Origin of the sequence: Methanobrevibacter thaueri, from assembly GCF_015062905.1 — an archaeon.
In the GTDB taxonomy this organism is placed as follows: Archaea; Methanobacteriota; Methanobacteria; order Methanobacteriales; family Methanobacteriaceae; genus Methanocatella; species Methanocatella thaueri_A.
Window position 1 is genome coordinate 1 of sequence record NZ_SUTK01000094.1, and the last position, 3392, is coordinate 3392.

4 protein-coding genes are annotated in these 3392 nt (G+C 36.9%); all 4 read right to left on the reverse strand.

What is annotated here, in order from left to right; genetic code table 11:
- Positions 1-255: hypothetical protein (locus E7Z79_RS09575; RefSeq protein ID WP_303739712.1), on the reverse strand; the 255-nt coding region annotated here is incomplete at its 3' end.
- A gap of 171 nt (positions 256-426) precedes the next feature.
- Positions 427-1392: a glycosyltransferase family A protein gene (locus E7Z79_RS09580; protein ID WP_303739713.1), complete on the reverse strand. Its 966-nt coding sequence runs from the start codon at positions 1390-1392 to the stop codon at positions 427-429.
- A gap of 46 nt (positions 1393-1438) precedes the next feature.
- Complete coding sequence (locus E7Z79_RS09585) at positions 1439-2746, reverse strand: UDP-glucose/GDP-mannose dehydrogenase family protein (protein ID WP_303739714.1); 1308 nt, start codon at positions 2744-2746, stop codon at positions 1439-1441.
- On the reverse strand, positions 2743-3392 hold a 650-nt coding region (locus tag E7Z79_RS09590), incomplete at its 5' end, for a glycosyltransferase (protein ID WP_303739715.1). The genes E7Z79_RS09590 and E7Z79_RS09585, both read right to left, overlap by 4 nt.

The window sequence follows — 3392 nt, forward strand, 5'->3', positions numbered from 1 at the left end:
TGCCCTTGTCTGGTTTTTACCATCCAATGTTGCACCATTGCCTTTTCCTTGAATGGTTATTGATTTGGAAATGCTGACTTGCTTGTCTCCAGTGTAATATCCGTCAAGCTCTATGACAGTGTTTTCACTGGCAGCATCCACTTCGCTTTGTATGTCTGTAAAGGTGCCGTTTACATCGCCATCTTCAGCTGATACAAAGCCAATGCTTAAAATAAAAGCAACCAGCGTTAGAATAAAAATGAATTTCTTATTCATGATAAACCTCCCTTATCATTTGCATTTATTTTTGTTAGAAATAGTATATATAAAATATGTTTTAATCCGTTTTGGAGTCTATTGCAACATTTAAACGATTTTTTTGAATGATTTGGAAAAAACATTTTCATTTTTGTATATGGTATTAACTGGTCAGTTAAGGTGTTGTTTCTAGTTCAGTTCACTGAACTCATCATAGTCACTTGCCCTGATTACATCCAAAAAGAACTTCTTTTTTACGGGACCCAGATTATCCAAAAAGTCCTGATAATATTTGCTGTCTTTTATTTGCATATAGTCCTCTTTAATTAACATGAACATTTTACTTTTGCATTTTAATGGAAGGTCTCTTAAAGCAAAACGAGGACCATTTATCTTATAGGCAAGCAGGTCAAACTTATACATATCATACCAATCATTTTCAATAAAAATCTTCATTAGCACTTGTCCTGCGGCGACTGTGTCAAGGAACTTCTCATCAACTATATGAGTTATTGACTCGTCATGCTTTCTTCTGTAGTATAAGTGCTTTTTAATGATTGAAATTCTCTCAGCCTTTAAATAGACATAGTAAAAGAACGGCATGTCCTCAAAAAATATTCCTTCGGGAAACTTCGCATCGATTTTATTTAGAAATTCCCTTGAGTATATTTTCTGGCAAACCCCAACGGACAGGTCAAATATTGATCCAGGAGTTTCTTTTGGTGAGAATGCCCTGTTTTCAAATGACTCGTCAAAGGTCTTCAGGTCAAACCAGTCATTCTCATAAACCTCTCCATTGTTGTAGTTGATCATCTGGAAAAAGGTCATGTCGGCATCATGTTTGGTGATTTCATTGTATGATATTTCCAGTGCCCTTTCATGATACCAGTCATCTGAATCGAGATACATCACATATTGTCCCTTAGCTATTCTTAATGCATTGTTTCTGGCAGCTCCAGGACCCTGATTGGATTGGTTGATTATTGTTATTCTCGCATCATCAAAGGAATTAATGATATCTAATGTTTTGTCGGTTGAGCCGTCATTGACAACTATTAGCTCAAAATCGGTGAATGTCTGATTTAGAACTGATTCGATGGCCTTTTGAATATATTTTTCACCATTGTAAACTGGCAATATCACTGAAATATTCATTAATTAATAATAGTTCATTTATAAAAATAAGCTTTTCTAAATACGATTAACAACCAATCTGATACAATTCAAATCCCATGGAATTGATTTTCTTATCGTAGATATTCCTGCCGTCAAAAATTATATTCCTGTTCAAATTGTCTGAAAGCAGATTGAAATCAGGATTTTCAAATTCCTTCCATTCTGTGATTAGAATCATTGATTCGCAATCCTTTAAGGCAGAATACTTCTCATCAACAAATTCAATTGAATGCAGATATTTCTCATCAATGGCCTTTTCAAATTCAGCTGTTGCTCTTGGATCATATGCCCTGATTTTTGCTCCTTTTTCAATAAGCTTGGAAATTACCACTAGTGATGTGGCTTTCCTTACATCACTTGTTCCGGGTTTGAATGCCAGTCCCCAAATTCCAAAGGTAAGTCCATTCAAATCATCTCCGAACCTATCCACTATCTTGTTTACAAGCACGTTCTTTTGATTTGAGTTAACCTCTTCAACTTGGGTGAGGATTGCCGGGTCATATCCATTAGAATTGGCCATGTTGATTAGCGCATTGACATCCTTTGGCAGGCAGCTTCCCCCATAACCGCATCCTGCATTGAGGTAATCATGTCCAATGCGCTTATCGGAACCTATTCCCCTTTGAATGTCCTGTATATTTGTGCCTGTGACTTCACAAATATGAGCCATCTCGTTAATGAATGATATTCTGGTTGCAAGCAGTGCATTGGCAGTATATTTTGTCAACTCGGAGGATTTGACATCCATCAATATATATTGGTCTTGATTTAAAGTGAATGGAGAGTACAATTCCATCAGAGTATCAAAAGCCTTGTCGTTTTCAGCGCCTATGACAATTCTGTCGGGATTCATGAAATCTTCAACAGCCCTGCCTTCCCTTAAAAATTCCGGATTAGAGGCAATGTCCACTTCCACATTGGAAATTTCACTGATGGTTCTTTGAATTTCATGTGAAGTGCCCACAGGAACCGTTGACTTGACCACTACAAGAGACTCATGTGATATTGTCTTTCCAATATCTCTTGCCGCTTCAAGGATATGGTCAAGATTGGCGCTTCCGTCTTCATTCATTGGAGTTCCAACAGCAATGAATATTATATTCGAATCATTCAATGCCTCCTTAAGGTTGGTTGTAAATATAATGTCTCCATTTTTTTGGGATTCGAGGATTATGCTTTCCAAATTAGGTTCAAAGATAGGCATGACACCATTCTTTAGCCCCTCAATCTTTTCCTCATCGATATCCACACAGTATACCTTATTTTCCATCTTGGAAAAGCAGGCACCGGTGACCAGTCCAACATATCCGGTTCCAATAACAGTAATGTTCATAGTTCACCTAAAACTTTAATTATAAAATCAACGCGATTGTCAAATGTATGATTTTTCAAAACATTTTCTCTACCCTTTTTGGTGAGTTTTTCCTTTTCTGAAGGGTTGTTCATGTAATATTCAATCTTATCCACCAAATCATCAACACCCTCGTAAGTCACTATACAATCATTAAATACGGTGCCTGCGGAAGGGATTTTATCTGAAATAACCAATGTTTCACATAAAAGGGCATCGAATAGTCTGTTGGATGGGAAATCCCATTCCCTCATGTCCTTCCAATGGTCATTCAGCAATATTTTGCAAGATGAGTAGTACTTATGCAGTTCCTCATTTGGGATGAATTCTCCGCAAACGTACTTCTCATCAATTTTATTGTTCCAGTGCTTGCCGTAAACCGAAACTGGATAATCCGTCTTTAGGATGTCCTCCATTATCTCACGGTTTTTGCGTCCTATTCCTACAAATAGAATATCATGTCTGCATTCCTCATCCTCTTGAGGATAGAACACTTCTGGGTCGCTGCACTGAAGTAAGGGGTAGACTTTTGTTTTTATTTCTTTTCCTATTTTATTTGCATATTTTTCTGATGAAATGAATACTGCATCATAATTTTCATATTCATCATTGTCCACCAAATCAGGGT